This window comes from Psychrobacter sp. TB20-MNA-CIBAN-0197 (assembly GCF_040309765.1).
GTDB lineage: Bacteria > Pseudomonadota > Gammaproteobacteria > Pseudomonadales > Moraxellaceae > Psychrobacter > Psychrobacter submarinus.
The window spans coordinates 1-260 of the sequence record NZ_JBEOPC010000865.1 but is presented as its reverse complement, the minus strand read 5'-3'; the positions used below and the strand labels follow the sequence as shown (position 1 = coordinate 260).

1 protein-coding gene is annotated in these 260 nt (G+C 42.7%); it reads left to right on the top strand.

What is annotated here, in order from left to right:
- A partial coding sequence (locus AAEY83_RS16340) for a DEAD/DEAH box helicase family protein (protein ID WP_351060718.1) occupies window positions 1–260 on the top strand: 260 nt, incomplete at both ends.

The following is a 260-nucleotide window of genomic DNA, read 5'->3' as shown; positions in this document are numbered from 1 at the left end:
CCTAATTAGAGATCAATTGCAGGGGCGTTTGGGCGTATTTTGGCATACGCAAGGTTCAGGTAAGAGCTTTGCTATGGTGTTCTTTATCCGTAAAGTATTTCGTAAATGTGCAGGCAACTTTAGTTTTGTCGTCATCACTGACAGAGATGATTTAGACAAGCAGATATCCAAAAACTTCTTGGCGACGGAGGCGGTAAAAGAAACGGAGATTGCCAAACCGAAGAATAGTCATCAGATGCGTGAAATGCTAGGTCAGAATC